The following is a 20,295-nucleotide window of genomic DNA, read 5'->3' as shown; positions in this document are numbered from 1 at the left end:
TCAGCGGGAAGCGGTGATCAGCAGGTCAAACTCTTTAAGGAGTAGCTGCAGCTGTCGATCCTTGCCCTGCAGATTGCGCTGGGCGAAGACCATTTCCGCCATTTCCTGAATGCCTGAGGCGTTCGGCAGCGGCAGATCCTGCTCAAGGATCATCTTCATGCGAGGCAGGAAGATCCATTGCAGCCACTGCTCGAACTCGAGCGTGTCGACCGAAAACGGCTCGACACTGCTCAAGGCTTCGGCCGACGGCGAGACCTCTTCCCACCAGCCCTGGGTACGCAGCTCACGCTCGATCAGCAATAACTGATCGGCGATTTTCGGGAAGCGCGCATCCATCACAGCGTTACCTTGGCCTTCTGACGGGCCTGAGCAGCGCCGGCGGAGTCACCTTGTTTCTCACGGGACTGAGCGATGATTTCCCACAGGTTGGCCTGCAAGTCCGGACGGCCGCCGGCCATGGTCAACGCACGACGGGCGAATTGCTCGGCCTGTGGCGCATCGCCTTGGGCCATGCGCACCTGAGCCAGACGATAGAGCACTTGCGGCTCACGCGGGGCGACACGTTGCGCGCGCTCAAGGCTCGACGACGCACCGTTGAGGTCGCCACCGGCCTGTTGCTGTTGAGCAGTCGTCAACAAGGCGAGCACCGGGCCATCCAGTTGCTCGTCCGCCGACAAACCACCGCTACTGCTGGCCGAAGGAATGCCGCTCGGTGTCGAGGGCATGCTGTAGCTGCCGGAGTTGATCGGTGCCGACTCGACTGGCGACGGGTTATATGGCCCCGGCGTAATACCGCCGGATGCCGGGCCCGGCACAATTGGCGCCGCGCTGATCGGTGCCGACGTTGTCGCGCCACCGCCCGGCACCATCACTACGACGCCGGTATCGCCTTGCGGGATGGCTTGAGGCTGGCCCTGCACAGGACGCTTGACCGTCGTCTGACGGAAACCGCCATTGGCGGAAATGCGCTCGCTGTTGGACACGGCTGTGCCCGAATCCACTACAGGGATCGAACCACGCTGAACGGTAGAGCAGCCGCTGAGCAAAGCCACGGCGGTCACCGCTGGAATCAACCACTTGTTCACTTGAAACCCTCTTTGCTTAATTCATCCAGCCCTTGACCCAATCCATCACCGACTCGCCAGATGCAGGCGTTTCGCTTGCACACGCAGCGCCGGGTGGTGGTTCGCTGCCGCGAATATACGGCATCTGCACCGCACCCGGGCAGTTGGCGTCAGAGCCTTGCCCGGTACGCGAATCAACCCATGCCTGCACGACGTTATCCGGCTGCGGCATATCCAGCGGCAGCGGATCGGCCTTGCGCATGAAACTGCTCCAGACCTGCAACGCACCGGTCGCGCCGGTGAACGGCGTCTTGCCGTTGTCATCACGGCCCAGCCAGACCACTGCCAGCAAGTCCTGACTGAAACCTGCGAACCAGCTATCGCGCGAATCGTTACTGGTACCGGTCTTGCCGGCCAGCGTCAGAGTCTTTGGCAACACGTTATAAACCGAGCTGCCAGTACCCTCGCGCATCACCCGCTGCATGGCGTTCTGGATCAGATAGATCGAGGCCGGATCAAACCGCTGCTCGATCTGGAACGGATAGCGCTTGAGCGGCTCCCCTTCGGCGGTCAGCACGCTGCGAATGCCGCGCATCGGCGTATTGAAACCACCGTTGGCCAGCGTCTGGTACATGGTCGCCACTTCCATCGGCGTCATCGCGCCCGCACCCAGCAACATTGACGGGAACGCCGGGAACTCACGGGTCACACCCAGACGGGCCAGCGTCTTGAGGACATTCGGCACGCCCACTTCCAGACCCAGGCGCGAGGTCGACAGGTTGTAGGAATGCGCCAGGCCCTGATACAGGAACACAGTGCCGTGGGAACGACGATCGTAATTCTGCGGTTTCCAGACTTGACCGTTCGCGCCTTTGACCGACAACGGATCATCCGACAGCCAACTGGTCAGCGTGTACTGGCTCGGTTTCTCCAGCGCAGTCAGATAAACCGCCGGTTTGATCAACGAGCCGATTGGCCGCACGGCGTCCAGTGCCCGGTTGAAACCGGCATAACTGGCCTGGCGGCTGCCGATCATGGCCTGGACTTCGCCGGTCTCAGGATTGGTCACGACCATCGCCGCTTCCACATCATCGGAGCCCTTGCGACCGGACAGACGCTTGAAGGTGTCGTTGACCGACGCCTCGGCTTTCATCTGCAGGATCGGGTCGAAACTGGTGAAGATCCGCAGGCCTTCTTCAGTCAAGTCTTCGTCGCGATAGTCTTCACGCAACTGACGTTTGACCAGATCGATAAAGCCCGGGAAGGAGCTATCGGCCAGTTTGCCGCGAGTGGTGACACCCAGAGGCATATTCTTCGCGGCGGCCACTTGCTCGGAAGTCGCTACGCCTTGCTGCTCGAGCACGTCGAGCACCAGATTACGACGCTCCAGTGCGCGTTCCGGATTGCGGCGCGGGTTGTAATAGGACGGGCCTTTGACCATGCCCACCAGCATCGCGACCTGATGCAGTTTGAGCTCGGACAATGGCTGACCGAAGAAGAACTGACTGGCCAGACCAAAACCGTGCACGGCGCGCTGACCGTCCTGACCGACAAAGACTTCGTTGAGGTACGCCTCAAGGATTTCCTTCTTGTCGTAATGCAGTTCCAGCAACATCGCCATCATTGCTTCGGTGAGCTTGCGGCTCAGGCTGCGTTCGTTGGTCAGGTAGAAGTTTTTCACCAACTGCTGGGTCAGCGTACTGCCGCCCTGAGTCATCTTGCCGCCAGAGGTGTTGACCCAGATCGCCCGGGCAATCGACTTTGGCGACACGCCCCAGTGGCTGTAGAAATCCCGGTCTTCGACGGCGACCAGGGTTTCCAGCAGATACGGCGGCACCTGATCCAGTTTGATCAGGATGCGGTCTTCGAGGTTCTTCGGATAAATCCCGCCGATCAGAACCGGCTCCAGACGTACCACGGACAGTTTCGAACCGTTGGTCGCCGACAACTCGGCCACGTAATCGCCCGAGAAGCGCACGCGCACGGGTTGCGCCTTCTCAAGGCCTTCATAGAACTGGAAGCCACGGGTATTCAGGTCAACGGTGTTTCCGGAGACTGCGGCAGCGCCGGGGCCATTGCTCACGGCTTCGCGGCGATAGCCGAGTGCGTCGAGTTCGGTGAGGAAATCTTCCTTGCTGAGTTTCTGTCCGACGAACAGCTCAAGCGGGCGCGCGTATACCTTGGCCGGGATGGTCCAGCGCTTGCCGGAGAACTTCTCCTGCACCACGGCATCGAGGTAAACGGCGAAGCCGGCCAGCACTACAAGGCCGACCAGACTGAGTTTAATGGCCCAACCCATCCATGGGCGCAGGCCCTTGGAAGGTGGTTTTTTCTTGGTACGGGGAGATCGAGTTCGAGTCATGGCGGCGGATTATACGCACTTTATTCAGACTCAACAGGAGCGCTCCGAGGTTTGCGTCAGGCGGGCGAGCGGCCATAATGGCGACCTCGAATTTCCCCCAGTCTCTGAAGGATCGCCCGTGAGCCAGTCCCTGATCGCTGCCCTGCAAAACCCGGCCCTGTATCCGCACCCCGTCGAAGGGTTCCAGGTCATCGAAACCCATATTTCGTGGGTGATCCTCACCGGCCCCTTTGCTTATAAAGTGAAGAAGCCTGTGAATTTCGGCTTCCTCGACTTCACCGGCCTCGATCAACGCGAACACTTTTGCGCTGAAGAGCTGCGTCTGAACCAGCGTTTGACCGAGGATTTGTATCTGGAAGTGTTGCCGGTGACGGGCAGCGTCGACGCCCCGCAACTGGGCGGCGACGGCCCAGCGATCGACTACGTGCTGAAAATGCGCCAGTTTCCACAGTCCGGCTTGCTCAGCACCCTGCAAGCCAACGGCGAGCTGACAACTCAGCACATCGACGAAATGGCTGAACAGATCGCCAAGTTCCACCTCACCGCGCCGAAAGTCCCAGCCGAGCACGACGCAGGCACCCCGGACAGCGTGATGGCACCGGTGTCGCAAAACTTCGAACAGATCCTGCCGTTCCTCAGCGACAAAAACGATTTGCTGCAACTCGAGGCTCTGAAAGCCTGGGCCGAAAGCAGCTTCGAGCGCCTAAAGCCGCTGTTCGCTCAGCGCAAGGCCGAAGGTTTCACCCGCGAATGCCATGGTGACATCCACCTGGGCAACGCCACCGTCATCGACGGCAAAGTGGTGATTTTCGACTGCATCGAGTTCAACGAGCCGTTCCGCTTCACCGACGTCTACGCCGATACCGGTTTCCTCGCGATGGACCTGGAAGACCGCGGCCTGAAGTCGCTGGCTCGCCGTTTCATCAGCCAATACCTGGAACTGACCGGCGACTACCAAGGCCTGGAAGTGCTGAACTTCTATAAAGCCTACCGCGCACTGGTTCGCGCGAAGGTGGCCCTGTTCAGCATGCCGGCGGACGCGACTCCGGTGCAGCGCGCCACTACCCTGCGCCAGTACCGCAACTACGCCAACCTGGCGGAAAGCTACAGCACCATCCCTTCGCGCTTCATGGCGATTACCCACGGCGTTTCCGCTGTCGGCAAGAGCCACGTGGCCATGCGCCTGGTCGAAGCACTGGGGGCAATTCGTCTGCGCTCCGACGTTGAACGCAAGCGTTTGTTTGGCGAGCAAACCGTGGCCAACGATGTGCAGGCCGGCATTTACAGCGCCGACGCCAGCGCCAAAACCTACTCGCGCCTGCATGAAATTGCCGAGGTCATCCTGCACGCCGGTTTCCCGGTGGTTATCGATGCGACTTACCTCAAGCGTGAGCAGCGCGATAACGCCGCAAAAATCGCTGAAGCGACTGGCACACCGTTCCTGATCCTCGACTGCAACGCCCCGCAAGCAGTGATCGAGAGCTGGCTGGCGATTCGTCAGGCCGATAAACAGGATCCGTCCGACGCCACGTTGGCTGTGATCGAAGCACAACAGGCCAACCGCGAAGCGTTGACGCCAGAAGAGATTCTGCGCAGCAAACGCGTTCAGACCAATGAATCCGGGACACTGGACACCGTTGTCGCTCAGATCCGTCAGCGCCTGCCAGGCCTGTAAGAAACTATTTCGGCCGTGAAGCCCTCGCTCGCTTCACGGCCGCTAAATAGTGGCACTATACTGGCGTCATAAAACCAACAGGTGATGTGACATGAGCCAGCCGAAACTTCTCGACACCCCGCTGTATGCCTTGCTGCATAAAGATGACATCACAGGTTTCAACAAGGAACGCCCACAAGACGGCCCGATCGACATGGTCGGTGGCGACTTCCGTGGCCTCGATTTGCGCGAATTGAACGCCGATGGCGTAGATTTCCGGGACGCGTATTTCCGTTCTGCCGATTTGCGTGGCATTGATTTCCGCAACGCGTCGCTTGAAGGCGCAAGCCTGGCCCACGCGCAGATTTCCGGAGCGTACTTCCCGCCGGAACTGAGTGCTGACGAGATTCTGATGTCGATGAATTTCGGCACACGCCTGCGTTATCGCACTCGCTGATATCTCTGACACCACACCCACCCTGTGGGAGCGAGCCTGCTCGCGAAGACGGAGTGTCAGTCACCCTGATCGTGAAAGTAAGACCGCTTTCGCGAGCAGGCTCGCTCCCACATTTGATATTTGTTTGCCCCCTTCTTTCTGCGTTCGCAGGCCTTTCACACCCTCCGGTTGTCGTTTCTTAGAAGCTTTTGCGTTGAATCCGACCAAACAACCACGCTTTTCCTACTGATGGCTACACTCCTGAGAAGCTCGCCCACGCACCATTCGGCCGTCGCAAGGAGGCTTGATGAATGATGAACTGCAACACCTGAAGAATCTTGGGAAGACGTCGGCGCAATGGCTGCATGCCGTGGGCATCCACAGCGCCTCGGACTTGCGTCGCCTGGGCGCAGTGGACGCCTACCGGGCCGTGCGCACCCGCGGGTTTCGCGCGTCGAAGGTGTTGCTGTATGCGATCGAAGGCGCGTTGATGGATGTGCACTGGAACGACATCCCCGCCGAACGCAAGGACGCCCTGAACAAGCAGCTCGAAGCCATTTCCACACGCCACAAGAACTGAACGGGCGCTGACTGCCATGTACCTGCTTGGGGAACAATCGGCATTGGCCGACGCAATGATCAACCGTTTGCAGAATCTGCCTGCACAGTGGCTGGAAGGCCTTTTGTCGTGCGGGTCGGCGATTGAACTGGAAGCGACTGATGACCTGTCGGCGCAGTTGCCCGACGATCAGGTGTTTCTACTGGCTGAAGGGGTGATCAATGGTTTCATCGGTTCGCGCGCACTGTTCTATTGGCAGGAAGGCGACTTGATCGGCCTCCAGCAGAGTGACGCCTGGGCCGATTGCCGCTTGCGCAGTGACGGGCCGTTACGTTTGCTGCCTTATCGGCGCAGTGATGTCTTCCAGCATTTATTTGCAGACGCCAGCCGTGCGGAGCAATTTCTCGAGTATCTGCTGGGACAAATGGCCCTCCTAGCCCACGCCGTGGCCGAACTGAAACCGCGGGAGTTTCGCAGTACCAACGGTTTCAAGCGGGTCGAGGCCGGGGAAACCCTGATTCACCAAGGCGACCCCGCCGATCACGTGTTCGTGATCATCGAGGGGCACGCCGAAGCCTTTGTCGACGGACACAAGGTCGGCGAGGTTCCCAAGGACGAAATTTTCGGCGCCATGGCGCTGTTCACCGGGGAGCCGCGCAACGCTACGGTGGTCACGCGAGAACCTTGCACAGTCATGCTGATTCCCGGGGATCAATTTTTGAGCATGACCAGCAGTAATCCGAAGATCGCCCACAGCCTGATCGCGAGCATGGCGCGGCGCATCGGCCAAATGAACCAACAGATCGCCCGTTTGACGGCTGACAAAGGGTAGCGCGAACTCCTTTATTTACGGGGCGTTCGAGCCATTGCAGAGATCAGATCAAATAAATGCAGAATCAGCGATTGACATGGTAATGAGAATCGCTATGATTATCACAACTGGTCGCGAGATCAGTCGATATTCTGAAAAGCCCTTGGTTCGGACTCTCAGATTATCTCCTCATCAGGCTAATCACGGTTATTTGACCCGGTTCTTACCGGGTCTTTTTTTGCCTGTGGAAAAGTCATTTGCCGAACTGTTTACGCATCTCTTCACAGTAATCGCGCTTCGGGGTGGCCGGGGTGTACCAGACGTAATCGGCCATCGCCTCAGTCACCTCATCGCCCTGCTCTGCCAGCATCAGCACCGTCGGTGCTCGGGACTCGCTCACATCCACGACGTGCAGCGGCACCCCGACATCCTTGCGCGCATGCCACGCACCGGCCAGCAGCAAGGACGGAGTCGGCGCCGACAGCAAAACCTCTGCCATGCGTCGATCCCGCTGCTGCTGAACCGCCAGCATCGCCGGCATCTGTGAATCAGGCAGCAGACCACAGTGAGAATCGCTGATCTGCCCCAGCAAAGTCGTTTTCACTGCGTCAGCATTGCTGCGCTTGCCACTCAAAACCGGCGGATTACGATAGAAGGCGCGGATTTCGCCGTTATCCAGGTTGGCGGCCAGCAGCGGATACGGTTGCGTGAGGGCGAAGCGGACAATCGGCCCATAGAGATTCCAGTCCCAACCCTCCTGCCAGGCCAATGCGCCGGGAAGGTCAGAGGGAGGCGACGCGGACTGGCGAACCGCAGTAACTTTGGCCTGTTGATCCGGCGTGAGCATTTCCAGCAGCAGGCTGACCTGCGGCCGTAGCTCACCAAGCGACTGTAAAAGCCATAACTGCGCAGCGTGGTGGTCGGCGTTGTCATGCTGCTCACCGACGATCACCCGATCGGGTTCGGCGAGACGCGCGAGCAATTGCTGCGCGGTCAGCACCTGACCGCTGTGCAGATCACGAATCTGACCACCGATCGGCGGCGGCGCAGCAACATGCTGACACCCGGCGAGCAACAACACAGCCAAAAGCCACATCCCACGCATGCGATCACCTCGATGAGAAAATCAGCGGGCGATGATCAGCGGATGCCCACGCTCCGGGTGCGGCTGCACCAATACCTCAAGGCCGAACACGGCTTTGAGCGTTTCCGGCTGCAATACCTGTTGCGGCGTGTCCAATGCTACCGGACGCCCGCCTTCAAGCAGCAACACGCGATCACAATAACGTGCTGCCAGATTCAGATCATGCAGGATCACCAGCACGGCGGCGCCACGATCGGCAAACTCGCGCACCGCTTGCAACGTCGTGTGTTGATGCAGCGGGTCGAGCATCGAGGTCGGCTCATCCAGCAACAGCGTTTGCCCCGCCTGCCCCGGCCAGAGTTGCGCAAGCACCCGCGCCAGATGCACGCGCTGCCGCTCGCCACCGGACAACGCCAGATAACTGCGACCGCTCAGATGCCCGGCGTCTGCGGCCGCCAGTGCCGCGGCGACAATCTCGTCATCGCGCACCCGGCCACTTTGATAAGGCAAACGCCCCATGCCGACCACTTCTTCGACGCGAAAGGCAAAATCCAGCGTCGACACCTGCGGTAACACGGCCAGGCGTTGCGCGCGTTGGGTGCCGGTCCAGTGGCTCAACACGTGCGCGTCGAGCAAGACCTCTCCCTCACTGGCCGTCAACTCACCGCACAAAGCGCCGAGCAAGGTACTCTTTCCGGCGCCATTCGGACCGAGCACACCGAGTACTTCACCCGGTTCAAGCTCAAGGGTGATACCGCTGAGCACGGTTTTACGACCACGGCGGATGTGCAGATTGTGCGTACGCAACATCAGGCACGCCCCCGCAGCAGCAGATACAGGAAGAACGGTGCACCGATAAACGCCGTGACGATACCGATCGGCAACTCCGCCGGCGCCAGGGCCAGTCGCGCCACCAGATCAGCCAGCAACAACAGGCTCGCCCCTGCCAACACCGAGGCCGGCAGCAAGACCCGGTGATCAGGGCCGGCCAGCAATCGCACCAGATGTGGCACCACCAGCCCGACAAACCCGATCATCCCTGCCGCCGCCACTGCCGCGCCGACACCCAGCGCCGTGCAAAAAACCAGTTCACGTTTGAGCCGTTCGACATCGATGCCCAAATGCCCGGCCTCGGATTCACCCAGCAACAAGGCGTTCAGTGCCTTCGCCCGACGCGGCAACCACAACGCCACACCGGCACTGATGATCAGCAATGGCCACAGCCGCGCATAACTGGCGCCATTGAGGCTACCGAGGTTCCAGAACGTCAGCGTACGCAGGGTCGCGTCATCTGCCAGATAAGTGAACAGGCCAACTGCCGAACCGGCGAGTGCCGTCAGCGCGATCCCCGCCAGCAACATGGTCGCGACATTGGTTTGCCCATTGCGCCGACCGAGACGATAAACCAGTGCTGTAACACCGAGCCCACCAAGAAACGCGCACGCCGACAACAGATAAGGCCCGAACCATTCCGGCAAGCCACCAAAAAAAGAACCGCCGACAATCGCAATCGCCGCGCCCAGCGCCGCACCACTGGAAACGCCGACCAGACCCGGGTCTGCCAACGGGTTGCGAAACAGTCCCTGCATCGCGACCCCCGACAACGCCAGCACGCCGCCGACCGCCAGCCCGAGCAAGGTTCGCGGCAGACGAATCTGCCCGAGAATCAGCTCAGCCTGCTCCAGCCCTTCCGGTACCAGCGGTACGCCGATCATGCGCAACGCCGCGCGCAACGTGTCGAACAGTGGCAGGCTGACCGGCCCCAACGCCAACGACAACCAGATCGCCAGCAGACACAGAAGTGTCAGGCCAATGAACAGGCTGCGGGGTTTTACCAGTGTGGTCATTGGCCGCTCTTGGCCGGGTAAAAACCGTCAAACAGGGTTTTCAGCGCTGCCGGCAAACGTGGTCCGAGCCCACCGACCAACAGGGTTGGATCGAGCTCCAGCACCCGCCCGGCCTTGGCCGCGCGGCTGGAGTTGAGAATAGGGTTTTCCTTGAACAACGCAGTTTTGGCCGCCTCACCGGTTAACGCCCGGTCGGAGAACACCAGCACTTCAGGATCAAGGCTGGCGAGGGATTCCACAGAAAACGGCTTGTACCCGGTGTGGGTGGCGAGATTACGCCCGCCTGCCTGTTGCAGCAGCCAGTCAGCGGCGGTGTCCTTGCCAGCAATCAGCGGCTTGCCACCGGCATGCCCGAGCAACAGCAGCACACCCGGCGCCTTTTGTCTGGATTGCGCGTCAGTCACCCGCGTTTTTTGCGCGTCGAGTTGCTGTTGATAACTTTGCAGCAGTTGGGTGGCCTGTTTCTCCGCTCCAAGTAGCTGGCCCAGATGGGAGACGTTTTTCTCCAGTGTCGGCAGATCCGGTTGAGCCGAGAACAATTCCACCTGAACCTTGGCCGCTTTCACCTGCGCCAGCACCGGTGGCGGGCCCATTTCCTCGGTACCGATCAGAATGTCCGGACGCAAACTGAGGATGCCCTCCGCAGACAGACTGCGCTGATAGCCGATGCTCGGCAGAGCCTTCAACGTTTGCGGATGCTGACTGGTGGTATCGACGCCGACCAGTTTCGACTCGCCACCCAGCGCACTGACCCACTCCGACAGCGAACCGCCGGCACTGACCCAACGTTGCGGCAAATCAGCCGCTGCAGCCTGGTGACTGACGAAAAGTCCGACACACAGCACAGCAACGCGGGTACTCAGGCGCATACACAGCTTCCTTGAACAAGGTTTTCCCGGGCGTCAGGATGTCAGGCCAAGTATCCTCGGCATCTGTCCGGCGCCTTCGGGTGAAGGCCGCCATTTGATAATTGTTTGCATTTAAACGTCAAGCTCGGACATATCCCGACACGACACTAGAGGATAGCCATGAAGTTTCTCTGCGCGGGCGCCGCTCTGGCCGAGGCCGGCAGCCGCGGTTTTGATGTCGACGGAAAAAAACTGTTTGCCGTGCGTCGCGAAGGTCAGGCGTATGTCTATCTCAATCGCTGCCCGCACCGCGGTGTAGGGCTGGAATGGCAACCCGACCAGTTTCTCGACCCGAGCAATAGCCTGATCCAGTGCGCCACTCACGGCGCACTGTTTCTGATCGAGGACGGTGAATGCGTTTCCGGGCCCTGCGCCGGACAATCGCTGACGGCCATACCTTGCCGCGAAGATGCGCAAGGCCTGTGGATAGATGTTTAACCGTTGAGCAGCACATCGAGGCGGCGGTCGATCACCATTTCTTCATGGCTCAGGCGAACCCCGTAAGCCAAAACCTCAACACCACAGGCGACCGCCTCACGCAACGCCTCGGCATAGGCCGAATCGATTTCTTCGGCCGGACGCACTGCCTCAATTCCGCTGAGATTCACGCAATACAGCTGCACAGCACGAATCCCATCCCGCGCCAGATGCGCCAGCTCACGCAAATGCTTGGCGCCGCGCTGGGTGACAGCATCGGGAAACGCCGCCACATTTGTGCCGTCAAAGCCCAGCGTGACGCTTTTCACTTCGACATAGGCTGGGCCGCTCGGGTATTCGAGGCGGAAATCGATGCGGCTTTTTTCCTGTCCGTAAGCCACTTCGCGCTTCAACGCGGTAAAGCCGTTCAACTCGGTAATGACGCCGGCCTGCAACGCCTCTTCAACCAATCCATTGGCTCGTGCGGTATTCACGCAGAACAACCGTTCTTGCGGGGTTTCACCGATTTCCCAAGTGCCGGGTAATTTGCGCTTCGGGTCGTTAGAGCGGCTAAACCAGACCTGCCCACCCTCGACCTGGCAATTGAGCATCGAACCGGTGTTCGGGCAGTGAATAGTCAGCAACTCGCCGTTAACGGTCTCGATATCGGTGAGAAAACGCTTATATCGGCGGATCAGTCGCGCCTCTTCCAGAGGAGGATAAAAACGCATCAGGCTTGCCAGCTCTTCAAGCCACGGGCAATCCGTTCCACCGCTTCCTGTAAGCGAGGGAGGTTTTGCGTGTAGGCAAATCGCACATGGTGACTGGCCTGATAACGGCCGAAATCGAGCCCTGGTGTAAACGCAACGTGCTCGGTTTCGAGGAAATGACGACAGAACGCGAAGGCATCGCCGCCGAACTTGCTGATATCCGCGTAGAGATAAAACGCGCCTTCCGGTTCTACTGCGATGTTGAACCCCAACTCGCGTAATGCCGGCAGCAGGAAATCTCGACGTCGGCCGAATTCGGCTCGGCGCTCCTCAAGAATCGCGATGGTATCCGGCTCGAAACACGCCAGCGCCGCGTACTGGGCCATGCTCGGTGCGCTGATGTAGAGGTTCTGCGCGAGTTTTTCCAGCTCACTGACCGCCGCATCCGGTGCGACCAACCAGCCGAGACGCCATCCGGTCATGCCGAAATATTTGGAGAAACTGTTGAGCACAAAAGCGCTGTCATCAACTTCCAGAACGCTGGCCGCATCGGTGCCGTAAGTCAGGCCGTGATAGATCTCATCCACCACCAGATGCCCGTGTCGCGCCTTGATGGCTGTGGATAACCCGGCGAGTTCATCGCGGGTCAGGATCGTCCCGGTCGGGTTGGCCGGCGATGCCACCAGTGCGCCGACACTGTCGTGATCCCAATGCCGCTCGACCAGGTCCGGAGTCAGTTGGTAACGCACCTCCGGCCCTACCGGAACAAGCTGCGCCGCGCCTTCGACCAAGCGCAGGAAGTGCCGGTTGCACGGATAACCCGGGTCCGCCAGCAACCAGTGTTTACCGGGATCGACCAGCAGAGCACTGGCCAGCAGGAGGGCCCCGGAGCCACCCGGCGTGATCAGGATGCGCCGTGGATCAATGTTCAAGCCGTATCGCGATTGATAAAAACCGGAAATCGCTTCGCGCAGCTCGGGAATACCGCGCGCGGCGGTGTAGCGCGTCTTGCCCGCAGTGAGTGCCGCATGCCCCGCCTGGATGATCGGCTCGGCCGTGGTGAAGTCCGGCTCGCCGATTTCCAGGTGGATCACATCGTGCCCTTCAGCCTGCAATTCATTGGCCCGCGCCAGCAGCGCCATCACATGGAACGGTTCGATCGCACGACTGCGCGCACTGTAGGGCTGAGCCATTGGCCTTCCTTCGACGAGGGAAAAGAAACGATTCTACCCATCTGCCGGAACGAGCGAGAACCCGTAGCGGTCACAGCCACAAGAACGCTGGACTGTAACGATAAGAACGTACGCTCCAGGATTGACTAAAATCAGTGATTGAACAGGTCTTCAACACCGCCAGACACGGCTTGGCAAACATTTCCAGGCACCGTCGGCCGCAGCCTCGACATCCGGGAGTAGCGCGGGCCGAATTGATCTGGTAAGTTCGCCCGCTTGCAGCCGCAGGGCCGGCAGGTGTCGGTGATGGAGCAATCCTGCGCAATGGATTACAAGAGTAGAGGCGGTCCATTTCATGCCCACCCAAGCAAAGCAACAGGCTAATCCGACCGTCAGCGGTTTCGAACCTTATGTTCAGGCCAAAGACGAAGAGTACATGGGCGCCCCAATGCGGGCCCACTTCACCAAGATCCTGAACAAGTGGAAGCAGGACTTGATGCAGGAAGTCGACCGTACTGTCGACCACATGAAAGACGAAGCGGCCAACTTCCCTGACCCGGCCGACCGTGCCAGCCAGGAAGAAGAATTCGCCCTGGAACTGCGCGCCCGCGATCGCGAGCGCAAGCTGATCAAGAAGATCGACAAGACGCTTGATCTGATCCAGAACGAAGATTACGGCTGGTGTGAATCCTGCGGCATCGAGATCGGCGTCAAGCGACTCGAAGCCCGTCCTACCGCCGACATGTGCGTCGACTGTAAGAACCTGGCTGAAATCAAGGAAAAGCAGGTCGGCAAGTAATATCGACCTGAACGAAAAACGGAGCGTGCGAACGCTCCGTTTTTGTTTCTGCCGTTTGCTATCTGCTTTTGTGGGAGCGAGCCTGCTCGCGAAAACGCTGTGTCATTCAGCATTTAATTGTCTGACACTGCGCTTTCGCGAGCAGGCTCGCTCCCACAGTGGCCGCAGCAAGTCCTCAAAAGTACTATCGCATTCATGACTGCCAAGACTTCCCCCGCCTACATCGGCCGCTTCGCCCCGACACCCAGTGGCCACCTGCACTTCGGCTCGCTGGTCGCTGCCCTCGCCTCTTACCTGGACGCGCGTTCGGTCGGCGGCCGCTGGCTGGTGCGTATGGAGGACCTCGACCCGCCGCGCGAAGAGCCCGGCGCGCAGGTAGCGATCCTCAAGGCCCTGGAAAGCTACGGCTTTGAATGGGATGGCGACATGGTGCGCCAGAGCGATCGACACGACGCTTATGCCCAAGTGCTCAACAGCCTGTTCAATCACGGCCTGGCCTACGCCTGCACGTGCTCGCGCAAACAATTGGAGCCGTATCACGGGATTTATCCGGGGTTGTGCCGCAACGCCGGCCACGACCAGCAAGACGCGGCGATCCGCCTGCGCGTGCCGGAGCTGGAATATCACTTCATTGATCGGGTGCAGGGCGAATATCGCCAGCATCTGGGCCGCGATGTCGGCGACTTTGTGATCCGCCGTCGCGACGGCCTCTATGCCTACCAACTGGCCGTGGTGCTCGACGATGCCTGGCAAGGCATTACCGATATCGTGCGCGGTGCCGATCTGCTCGACTCCACGCCGCGCCAGCTCTATCTGCAAGAACTGCTGGGCTTGCGTCAACCGCGCTACCTGCACCTGCCGTTGATCACCCAACCGGACGGCAACAAACTCGGCAAGTCCTACCGCTCGCCGCCGCTTGAGGCGGATCAAGCCACGCCGTTGCTGCTGCGGGCCTTGCGTGCATTGGGGCAAAACCCCGGCGCGGAACTCGAACACGCCACGCCGCAGGAACTGCTGAAGTGGGGCAGCGCGCACTGGGATGCCACCCGGATCCCGCGCACACTGACCCTGCCCGAAGCGCAACTGCTATGACGACACTTGCAGTCGCGCTGCCATCCGTTACCATCGCCGCACGTTTTCGGGCACGCGCATAAAAAAGAGAGGCCGGGATGTACATCTATCGCTTGGTCCTGCTTTTGGTCGTGGGGATCTATCTGTTTTCGCCCGCCATCATGGATTGGTGGATCGACGCTACGGGCGCCTGGTATCGCCCCTATCTGCTTTGGCTGATCCTGATTGTCGTGACCTTCATCCTGCAGAGCCAAAAAGATGCCGATGAGCTTTAGCCTGACCCAGATGCTCCTGATCAGCGCCGCCTACCTGGCCGCACTGTTTGGCGTAGCCTGGATCAGTGAGCGTGGAATGATTCCACGGGCGATCATTCGCCATCCGCTGACTTACACGTTGTCGCTGGGGGTTTACGCCAGTGCCTGGGCGTTCTACGGCACGGTAGGCCTGGCCTATCAGTACGGCTACGGCTTTCTGTCCAGTTATCTCGGGGTGTCCGGCGCATTTTTGCTAGCGCCGGTGCTGCTCTATCCGATCCTGAAAATCACCCGCACCTATCAACTGTCGTCGCTGGCGGATCTGTTTGCCTTCCGCTTTCGCAGCACCTGGGCCGGGGCGCTGACCACGATTTTCATGCTGATCGGCGTGCTGCCGCTGCTGGCGTTGCAGATTCAAGCGGTGGCCGATTCCATTGGCATCCTCACCGGCGAGCCGATTCAGAGCCGCGTGGCGCTGGCGTTTTGTGCGCTGATCATTCTGTTCACGATTTTCTTCGGCTCCCGGCATATCGCCACTCGCGAGAAGCACGAAGGGCTGGTGTTCGCGATTGCTTTCGAATCGGTGATCAAACTGATCGCCCTCGGCGGCGTTGGCCTGTATGCGCTGTACGGCGTATTCGACGGCCCGCAACAGCTTGAGCTGTGGCTGCTGCAAAACCAGACCGCCCTCGCCGCGTTGCACACGCCGTTGCAGGAAGGCCCGTGGCGCACGCTGCTGCTGGTGTTTTTCGCTTCGGCAATCGTGATGCCGCACATGTATCACATGACCTTCACCGAAAACCTCAACCCGCGCTCATTAGTCAGCGCAAGCTGGGGTTTGCCGCTGTTCCTGCTGCTGATGAGCCTGGCAGTGCCGCTGATTTTGTGGGCCGGCCTCAAGCTCGGCGCCACCACCGACCCGGAATATTTCACCCTCGGCATCGGCATTGCCGCCAACAGCAAGCCGCTGGCATTGCTCGCCTACGTTGGTGGTTTGTCGGCGGCCAGCGGCCTGATCATCGTCACCACCCTGGCACTGTCGGGCATGGCGCTGAACCACCTGGTGCTGCCGCTTTATCAGCCGCCCGCCGAAGGCAATATCTATCGCTGGCTGAAGTGGACCCGCCGGGCGCTGATCGTCGCGATCATCATGGCCGGTTTCGGCTTCTATCTGATGCTCGGCGCCGGCCAGGATCTGGCCAACCTGGGCATCGTTGCTTTTGTGGCCACGTTGCAATTCCTGCCGGGCGTTTTGTCGGTGCTGTACTGGCCGACCGCCAATCGGCGCGGTTTTATCGCCGGTCTGTTGGCGGGGATTCTGGTGTGGGTGGTGACCATGCTCCTGCCGCTGGTCGGCAATCTGCAAGGTTTCTACATCCCGCTGCTGAACATGATTTACGTGCTGGACGACACCAGTTGGCACATGGCGGCGATCGCCTCGCTGGCCGCCAACGTGCTGATGTTCACTCTGATCTCGCTGTTCACCAACGCCAGCCCCGAGGAAGCGTCCGCTGCCGAAGCCTGCGCCGTGGACAACGTGCGTCGCCCGCAACGCCGCGAACTGCATGCTGCCTCGCCACAGGAATTCGCCACACAACTGGCCAAACCGCTGGGCGCCAAGGCTGCGCAGAAAGAAGTCGAACAGGCGCTGCGTGATCTTTATCTGCCGTTCGATGAACGCCGCCCGTACGCCTTGCGTCGTTTGCGCGACCGTATCGAAGCCAACCTTTCCGGTCTGATGGGCCCAAGCGTCGCTCAGGACATGGTCGAAACCTTCCTGCCGTACAAGGCCGGCGGCGAAAACTATGTCACCGAAGACATTCACTTCATCGAAAGCCGCCTCGAGGATTACCACTCGCGCCTCACAGGTCTGGCCGCCGAACTCGATGCCCTGCGCCGCTACCACCGCCAGACCTTGCAGGAACTGCCGATGGGCGTCTGCTCGCTGGCCAAGGATCAGGAGATCCTGATGTGGAACAAGGCCATGGAAGAACTCACCGGGATCGCTGCGCAACGCGTGGTCGGCTCGCGCCTGAGTACCATTGGCGATCCGTGGAAAGAATTGCTCCAGGGCTTCATCAACCTGCCCGATGAGCACTTGCACAAACAACACCTGGCCCTCGACGGCCAGACGCGCTGGCTCAATCTGCACAAAGCAGCGATTGACGAACCGCTGGCCCCCGGCAACAGCGGTCTGGTGCTGCTGGTCGAAGATCTCACCGAAACCCAGATGCTCGAAGACAAACTGGTGCACTCCGAGCGCCTGGCCAGCATCGGTCGTCTTGCTGCGGGCGTGGCCCATGAAATCGGCAATCCGATCACCGGCATCGCCTGTCTGGCGCAGAACCTGCGTGAAGAACGCGAAGACGATAGCGAGCTGACCGAGATCAGCGGGCAGATTCTTGAACAGACCAAACGCGTATCACGCATCGTCCAGTCGCTGATGAGCTTCGCCCATGCCGGCAGCCATCAGCACAGCGACGAGCCCGTTTGTCTGGCCGAAGTCGCGCAGGATGCGATCGGCCTGCTGGCGTTGAACCGGCGCAATTTCGAAGTGCAGTTCTACAACCTCTGCGATCCCGATCACTGGGTCGAAGGCGATCCGCAGCGGCTTGCCCAGGTGCTGATCAATCTGCTCTCCAACGCCCGTGACGCCTCCCCGCCGCACAGCGCGGTGCGGGTCAAGAGTGAAGCCGGCGAACACACGGTCGACCTGATCGTGGAGGACGAAGGCAGCGGTATTCCGAAGAACATCATGGACCGATTGTTCGAACCCTTCTTCACCACCAAGGATCCTGGCGAAGGCACCGGTCTGGGCCTTGCACTGGTCTATTCCATCGTTGAAGAGCATTATGGACAAATCACCATCGACAGCCCGGCTGATGTACAAAGCCAACGCGGCACCCGTATCCGGGTGACCTTACCGCGTCATGTCGAAGCGACGTCCGCTGTGAACTGAGACCGTCGAGAGTATCGAATCAATGCCGCACATTTTGATCGTCGAAGACGAAACAATTATCCGCTCCGCCTTGCGCCGCCTGCTGGAACGTAACCAGTACCAGGTGAGCGAAGCCGGTTCAGTGCAGGAAGCACAAGAACGCTTCACCATTCCTACGTTCGATCTGATCGTCAGCGATCTGCGCTTGCCGGGCGCCCCTGGCACCGAGCTGATCAAGCTTGGCCAAGGCACGCCGGTGCTGATCATGACCAGTTACGCCAGCCTGCGCTCGGCGGTGGATTCGATGAAGATGGGCGCGGTGGACTACATCGCCAAGCCTTTCGACCACGATGAAATGCTCCAGGCTGTCGCGCGAATTTTGCGTGACCGTCAATCGGCGCCTGCTGCCGGTGAGACTGTTACCGCCAAAACCGCCAATAGCGGCGGCAAGTCCGCCGTCGACAACAGCAATGGCGAAATCGGCATCATCGGCTCGTGCCCGCCCATGCAGGATCTTTACAGCAAGATCCGCAAAGTCGCCCCGACCGATTCCAATGTGCTGATCCAGGGCGAGTCCGGCACCGGTAAAGAGCTGGTGGCGCGCGCCCTGCACAACCTGTCGAAACGCGCCAAGGCGCCGATGATCTCGGTGAACTGTGCGGCCATCCCGGAAAGCCTGATCGAGTCCGAACTGTTCGGCCACGAAAAAGGTGCGTTCACTGGCGCCAGCGCCGGGCGCGCTGGCCTGGTCGAAGCCGCGGACGGTGGCACGCTGTTCCTCGACGAGATCGGCGAACTGCCACTCGAAGCCCAGGCCCGCTTGCTGCGTGTGTTGCAGGAAGGCGAAATTCGCCGGGTGGGTTCGGTGCAGTCGCAGAAGGTCGATGTGCGCCTGATCGCGGCGACTCACCGGGACCTCAAGAGCCTGGCGAAAATCGGCCAGTTCCGCGAAGACCTTTATTACCGCCTCCACGTGATCGCATTGAAACTGCCGGCCCTGCGCGAGCGCGGTGCTGACGTCAACGAGATCGCCAGCGCCTTCCTCGCACGCCAGAGTGCGCGCATTAACCGTACCGACCTGACATTTGCCGCGGATGCCGAACAGGCCATCCGTCACTATTCCTGGCCGGGTAACGTGCGTGAGTTGGAAAATGCTGTGGAGCGCGCTGTGATTCTCAGCGAGAGTCCGGAGATTTCCGCGGAGCTGCTGGGCATCGACATCGAGCTGAGCGATCTGGAAGACGACGAGTTCATCGGCCTGCCACCGCAAACGAGCGGTAACGCCAGCAACAGCAGCCACGAGCCGACTGAAGATCTGTCCCTGGAGGACTACTTCCAGCACTTCGTCCTCGAGCATCAAGACCACATGACCGAGACCGAACTGGCGCGCAAACTGGGCGTCAGCCGTAAATGCCTGTGGGAACGCCGTCAGCGTCTGGGCATTCCACGGCGCAAGACCGGGGTTGCCAGCGAGAGCTGAACGTTACCTGTCGAGTGTGCGGGTAACGTTTAAAGATGTGAAAAAACTGTTACCTCAGTCCATTCACGTAACAGAAGCCGGGGTTATCGGTAACGAAACCCCGGCTTTTTTTCGTCCCGACAAAACGATTATATCGACCTAACCCCTTGTTTTATTGGGCCTCGCAAAAGTTGGCACGCCCCCTGCTATATGTTTGGTACAAGAACAATAACAAGCAATGCACAAGACAATAAAAATAAGACGAATCGACTCACGCACAATAAAAACAAGACGGCGAGAGACGCAGCTAACTGATTCTTTTGGAGAGGCGTTGTATTTGGGGCTTGCCCCACGACCAGGCCGAGAACAACAAAAACTGTCCTAAGACAGAGCCTGTACTGGTTGGATCGAGAGATCACTGCAATTCAGCGACCAAAGCAATCCGTTTGCTCTTGGCTCCCGATTGGGAGGGTCATGAAGGAAACGCTTCATGGCGAGGGCACTCAACAAAAACAAGAAGCCCGAATCAATAATAAAAAAGAGCACGCAACTACTTTCTTGGGGAGCTTCGGCTCCCCTTGTAGTTTCTCCCGTCTGTAAAAATCGCCCTTTTACTCCCGCTTCACCCTTGTAGCTTGCGGCTTTCAGCTCGAATCTGCTGTCTCCTACACCATCCCCTGACTAAATGCTAGAATCTGCGCCCATCATGCGGTCATTCTTTGGTATGGCCGAACATTCCTTCAAACAGTG

19 protein-coding genes are annotated in these 20,295 nt (G+C 59.8%); 10 read left to right on the top strand and 9 right to left on the bottom strand.

The window, feature by feature from the left end; all coding sequences use genetic code 11:
• The 3 genes from AB4P92_RS20595 to mrcB are packed head-to-tail and all read right to left on the bottom strand — an operon-like array spanning window position 1 to window position 3,426.
• Entirely contained in the window at window positions 1-336 is a 336-nt protein-coding gene (locus tag AB4P92_RS20595) for a YqcC family protein (RefSeq protein ID WP_395598074.1), read from the bottom strand.
• Entirely contained in the window at window positions 336-1,085 is a 750-nt protein-coding gene (locus tag AB4P92_RS20590; protein WP_042561084.1) for a tetratricopeptide repeat protein, read from the bottom strand. The genes AB4P92_RS20595 and AB4P92_RS20590 overlap by 1 nt, the downstream gene beginning before the upstream one ends.
• A 16-nt stretch (window positions 1,086-1,101) precedes the next feature.
• Window positions 1,102-3,426: a penicillin-binding protein 1B gene (mrcB, locus tag AB4P92_RS20585; protein ID WP_395598073.1), complete on the bottom strand. Its 2,325-nt coding sequence runs from the start codon at window positions 3,424-3,426 to the stop codon at window positions 1,102-1,104.
• A gap of 118 nt (window positions 3,427-3,544) precedes the next feature.
• Here mrcB and AB4P92_RS20580 point away from each other — a divergent pair, with 118 nt between their 5' ends.
• The 4 genes from AB4P92_RS20580 (at window position 3,545) to AB4P92_RS20565 (ending at window position 6,907) form a co-directional block, all read left to right on the top strand.
• Window positions 3,545-5,101 carry a bifunctional aminoglycoside phosphotransferase/ATP-binding protein gene (locus AB4P92_RS20580; protein WP_261736631.1) on the top strand — a complete coding sequence of 519 codons (1,557 nt, stop codon included), beginning with the start codon at window positions 3,545-3,547 and terminating at the stop codon, window positions 5,099-5,101.
• 91 nt (window positions 5,102-5,192) lie between these two features.
• Complete coding sequence (locus tag AB4P92_RS20575) at window positions 5,193-5,537, top strand: pentapeptide repeat-containing protein (protein WP_007909940.1); 345 nt, start codon at window positions 5,193-5,195, stop codon at window positions 5,535-5,537.
• Between the two features lie 286 nt (window positions 5,538-5,823).
• On the top strand, window positions 5,824-6,096 hold the full coding sequence (locus tag AB4P92_RS20570) for a TfoX/Sxy family protein (protein WP_042561087.1): 273 nt from the start codon (window positions 5,824-5,826) through the stop codon (window positions 6,094-6,096).
• 16 nt (window positions 6,097-6,112) lie between these two features.
• On the top strand, window positions 6,113-6,907 hold the full coding sequence (locus AB4P92_RS20565; protein WP_395598072.1) for a Crp/Fnr family transcriptional regulator: 795 nt from the start codon (window positions 6,113-6,115) through the stop codon (window positions 6,905-6,907).
• A gap of 232 nt (window positions 6,908-7,139) precedes the next feature.
• Here the strand turns inward: AB4P92_RS20565 and AB4P92_RS20560 are convergent, their stop codons facing one another.
• Genes AB4P92_RS20560 through AB4P92_RS20545 form a run of 4 tightly spaced genes read right to left on the bottom strand, consistent with a single transcriptional unit; the run spans window position 7,140 to window position 10,686 of the window.
• Entirely contained in the window at window positions 7,140-7,991 is an 852-nt protein-coding gene (locus tag AB4P92_RS20560; RefSeq protein ID WP_395598071.1) for a ChaN family lipoprotein, read from the bottom strand.
• 21 nt (window positions 7,992-8,012) lie between these two features.
• On the bottom strand, window positions 8,013-8,780 hold the full coding sequence (locus AB4P92_RS20555) for a heme ABC transporter ATP-binding protein (RefSeq protein WP_115146574.1): 768 nt from the start codon (window positions 8,778-8,780) through the stop codon (window positions 8,013-8,015).
• Window positions 8,780-9,763 carry a FecCD family ABC transporter permease gene (locus AB4P92_RS20550; protein ID WP_395599686.1) on the bottom strand — a complete coding sequence of 328 codons (984 nt, stop codon included), beginning with the start codon at window positions 9,761-9,763 and terminating at the stop codon, window positions 8,780-8,782. Before AB4P92_RS20550 ends, AB4P92_RS20555 begins: the two co-directional genes overlap by 1 nt.
• A 50-nt stretch (window positions 9,764-9,813) precedes the next feature.
• Window positions 9,814-10,686 carry a hemin ABC transporter substrate-binding protein gene (locus tag AB4P92_RS20545; RefSeq protein ID WP_395598070.1) on the bottom strand — a complete coding sequence of 291 codons (873 nt, stop codon included), beginning with the start codon at window positions 10,684-10,686 and terminating at the stop codon, window positions 9,814-9,816.
• A gap of 159 nt (window positions 10,687-10,845) precedes the next feature.
• Here AB4P92_RS20545 and AB4P92_RS20540 point away from each other — a divergent pair, with 159 nt between their 5' ends.
• On the top strand, window positions 10,846-11,163 hold the full coding sequence (locus tag AB4P92_RS20540; protein ID WP_042561092.1) for a Rieske (2Fe-2S) protein: 318 nt from the start codon (window positions 10,846-10,848) through the stop codon (window positions 11,161-11,163).
• Here the strand turns inward: AB4P92_RS20540 and sfsA are convergent.
• The gene (gene sfsA, locus AB4P92_RS20535; protein ID WP_261736627.1) at window positions 11,160-11,873 is read right to left on the bottom strand and encodes a DNA/RNA nuclease SfsA; all 714 of its coding nucleotides are present in this window, start codon (window positions 11,871-11,873) and stop codon (window positions 11,160-11,162) included. The two genes, AB4P92_RS20540 and sfsA, sit on opposite strands and share 4 nt — an antisense overlap.
• The gene (locus AB4P92_RS20530) at window positions 11,873-13,045 is read right to left on the bottom strand and encodes a pyridoxal phosphate-dependent aminotransferase (protein ID WP_042561094.1); all 1,173 of its coding nucleotides are present in this window, start codon (window positions 13,043-13,045) and stop codon (window positions 11,873-11,875) included. The genes sfsA and AB4P92_RS20530 overlap by 1 nt, the downstream gene beginning before the upstream one ends.
• 334 nt (window positions 13,046-13,379) lie before the next feature.
• Here AB4P92_RS20530 and dksA point away from each other — a divergent pair, with 334 nt between their 5' ends.
• The 5 genes from dksA (at window position 13,380) to AB4P92_RS20505 (ending at window position 19,566) form a co-directional block, all read left to right on the top strand.
• Window positions 13,380-13,823 carry an RNA polymerase-binding protein DksA gene (gene dksA, locus AB4P92_RS20525; RefSeq protein WP_042561095.1) on the top strand — a complete coding sequence of 148 codons (444 nt, stop codon included), beginning with the start codon at window positions 13,380-13,382 and terminating at the stop codon, window positions 13,821-13,823.
• A gap of 195 nt (window positions 13,824-14,018) precedes the next feature.
• Complete coding sequence (gluQRS, locus tag AB4P92_RS20520; protein WP_047303253.1) at window positions 14,019-14,915, top strand: tRNA glutamyl-Q(34) synthetase GluQRS; 897 nt, start codon at window positions 14,019-14,021, stop codon at window positions 14,913-14,915.
• Between the two features lie 77 nt (window positions 14,916-14,992).
• Window positions 14,993-15,169, top strand: a complete 177-nt coding sequence (locus AB4P92_RS20515) for a hypothetical protein (protein ID WP_003176118.1) — start codon at window positions 14,993-14,995, stop codon at window positions 15,167-15,169.
• Complete coding sequence (locus AB4P92_RS20510) at window positions 15,153-18,107, top strand: sensor histidine kinase (protein WP_162184591.1); 2,955 nt, start codon at window positions 15,153-15,155, stop codon at window positions 18,105-18,107. Before AB4P92_RS20515 ends, AB4P92_RS20510 begins: the two co-directional genes overlap by 17 nt.
• A 22-nt stretch (window positions 18,108-18,129) precedes the next feature.
• Window positions 18,130-19,566: a sigma-54 dependent transcriptional regulator gene (locus AB4P92_RS20505; RefSeq protein ID WP_047303255.1), complete on the top strand. Its 1,437-nt coding sequence runs from the start codon at window positions 18,130-18,132 to the stop codon at window positions 19,564-19,566.
• The last annotated feature ends 729 nt before the right edge of the window (window positions 19,567-20,295 follow it).

This window comes from Pseudomonas sp. A0308, from assembly GCF_044218815.1.
In the GTDB taxonomy this organism is placed as follows: domain Bacteria; phylum Pseudomonadota; class Gammaproteobacteria; order Pseudomonadales; family Pseudomonadaceae; genus Aquipseudomonas; species Aquipseudomonas iridis.
Note: the sequence above shows the minus strand (reverse complement) of the source record. Positions and strands in the feature narration are given on the sequence as shown.